This is a genomic window from Vibrio fujianensis (assembly GCF_002749895.1).
In the GTDB taxonomy this organism is placed as follows: Bacteria; Pseudomonadota; Gammaproteobacteria; order Enterobacterales; family Vibrionaceae; genus Vibrio; species Vibrio fujianensis.
This window is the reverse complement of the sequence record NZ_NBUS01000054.1, coordinates 124,366-127,089: the sequence shown is the minus strand read 5'-3', so window position 1 is coordinate 127,089 and position 2,724 is coordinate 124,366. Positions and strand designations below refer to the sequence as shown.

Below are 2,724 nucleotides of genomic sequence, written 5' to 3'. Positions count from 1 at the left end.
GTCGTTCCACCTTCAGGCACGGTGAATCGATAATGTTGCGTACCAACTTGTAACACTTGTTCACCTGCCGCGACAATTGCACTGCTGGTCACTACTCGTTCGGGCAAGGTTAACCAGCTACGAGTGTCTGGTTGCTCGGTTAATGTATTAAACACATTAAGAAGCAAGTTTCCAAACCCATCACTTTGTGTGCTTTCTTTGCGAATTTGATCTTTTACTACCACTCGCAACACTTGTCGAATCACCATCGTAGGCATTCGCTCAGATAAATCGTTGTGCGCCATTGCATTAACGTCCACGACCACGTCACCCTTTAACGGTAACTGATTCAGAATTAACTGCGCAAAAACCTCTTGCTGACTCGATGCATAATAAGGTAATGCTAAAGAATACAATGCGGTATTGCCTCGGCTGTCAGATAAAGGTAAAGATAATCGCCACTCTTGCCTTGGATCAACCACACCCAATTCTTCAATAATAATCACTCGTCCCTGCTGCGCTTGTCGTGAAGTTGGTGGGCCATAACGCTCATTTAGCTGACGCAAGTCGTCTCTCATCCCCAACCGTTGGGCCACTCGTCGTACTCCATCAATCACCACTGGGTTATTTTCCGCTACAGCTAAAGCACGCCGATAATCGACATAAGCACTGTTTAAATCATTCGCTGCTTCGTATAGAAGAGCGGAAAGATAGAATAAATAGCCATTCTGCACCGCTTGTAGCCTTGTACCCGCATCTGGATATTGAGCTAATATCGCACCTAAATTAGGAGAAACGCCTGTACTACGCAGCTCTTTTTGTACCCGTTCTAATTCGGCCTGACGATTTTTTCGCGCTTGTTCTTGAACCAAGTTCGCACGCCGCATTTCCACAAGTGCACTTTCTAACTGATTACGTTGAAGATAGTTCAACCCCAAATAAAGGTGCAAGAATCCTAATTCATAATCAGCGGGAGTATACTCACTTAAATTATCATTGAGTGCCAATGAGCTCACACTCGTCGCCGTTGAACTGAGCGAGATGACTGCTTTTTCTTGCTGCTGAGTGACCGCGGCAACGGACATGTCTAGTGCGGCTTTACTTTGCACATATTGCTGAGCGAGGAAATAAACACGCCCCTTTTCTAAATTATCAAGAATATCGCCCGCTACGGGTTTGGATACATATTCCGTTGCACTTGAATAATCGCCCGCTTTTACCGCTTGATAAAGCGCTTTATTTTGGGCGCTATAGTGACTAAATAGGTTACCAGCGCTGAACTGGGCACAGGCGTTAAGTAATAAACAGACGAGTAATAGGAATAGAGGTCGTAAATATAAGCTCACGCGATTGTCCGCCTCAAACAAAAGTGAAACCGTTAAGCAATGGCCCAACGCTGGGCCATATCAAGTTAACCAATCAATAATGGCCCGAGCGGTCGACCACCAACTAGATGCATATGAATATGGTAAACCTCTTGCCCTCCATGAGCATTACAATTCACCAATAAACGGTAACCATCTTCGGCGATGCCTTCTTGTTGAGCAATTATCTTTGCCACCGTAAATAATCGCCCGAGTGCTAGCTCATCCTCTGCTTGTACATCATTAACGGTGGGAATCAATTTGTTAGGGATAATTAAGATATGACTCGGAGCTCTTGGATTAATATCTCGAAAAGCAGTCACAAGGTCATCTTGATAAAGGATATCCGCAGGAATGTCTTTACGGATAATTTTACTGAAAATGGTTTCTTCAGCCATGAAGTTCTCCATCAATAGAATAATGAGATTATTAGGTTTATCTGAGTATGCGACAAGGGGCATTAAACCTCAATAAAAAGCACAATCCAGTTATCAAAATCAACAATTGCATTCATAAATGGAATGGCAAAAAGTGTTTTTGCAGCTCTCGTCATAAAATGCGTTTTTTAATCTCCATACAATACTGATTAATTTGTTAATTTTTTATGACCGTTTGTCATAACGATTAAGACCATCAAAGGTAAGTGTTGTAGACCACATGTTTTATATAAAAACAAGTGCATTTAACACGGTTTTATATTAGATGCGTCATATTTTTAATGAGAGAATGTTCAAGGGAGAGATGCATGCAAGGTTCCGTTATTAGGCGTATGTATGCCGGATTTACACTAATTATTATTATGTTTGCCATCACCGTCATGATCATGATGGATGGTATGAAGCAAATCCACTCCAACTTTCAAGGGGTTTCAAAATCTGCATTACCACTCGTGTCATTGTCTAACCAAACCAGCGTACAACTTCTATCTGCGGACAAATCATTTAAGGATTTTTTAACCACTCAAGATAGTGAGCGAATGGCAGAAAGACGCGCAGAATTCGCTCAAGCACAAACCGAATTTCGCACCGTATTACAACAATTAGCACAAGCAAGCACTGCTCACCCCGATCTTGAAGAACGCATTGACGAGTTACGAAAGCTAGAACAACGCTACTTTACCGAAGCTTATGATGCAATGAGCAACTACCAAGCGATGTTTACGTCACAAGAGAAAGTACAACAGTCAACGCGTAAATTTCAGCGTCTGCACTCTGAGCTTAGCGTGGGCATGAAAGAGTATGTGGATGACCAAAGTAGTATTTCAGTTAAAGTTATGGCAAAAAGTTACTTCATCAAACTTCGTGATGCTGAAGTAATTACCTCTGATGCGCTTGCTAGCTCTGATGTGGTTTTCGTTGAAGAGGCGGTGGCAAATAACCGT

Annotated in this window: 3 protein-coding genes; 1 reads left to right on the top strand and 2 read right to left on the bottom strand. The window is 42.4% G+C overall.

Going from position 1 to position 2,724, the window contains the following annotated elements; translation table 11 throughout:
• Together B7C60_RS13710 and hinT are read right to left on the bottom strand one after the other, a co-directional pair.
• On the bottom strand, positions 1-1,325 hold a 1,325-nt coding region (locus tag B7C60_RS13710), incomplete at its 3' end, for a COG3014 family protein (RefSeq protein ID WP_245869456.1).
• Positions 1,326-1,390: 65 nt separating this feature from the next.
• Positions 1,391-1,741: a purine nucleoside phosphoramidase gene (gene hinT / locus B7C60_RS13705; RefSeq protein ID WP_099612640.1), complete on the bottom strand. Its 351-nt coding sequence runs from the start codon at positions 1,739-1,741 to the stop codon at positions 1,391-1,393.
• 347 nt (positions 1,742-2,088) lie between these two features.
• Here hinT and B7C60_RS19375 point away from each other — a divergent pair.
• Positions 2,089-2,724 (top strand): CHASE3 domain-containing protein (locus B7C60_RS19375; RefSeq protein ID WP_425445513.1); only part of this gene is annotated, 636 nt, incomplete at its 3' end.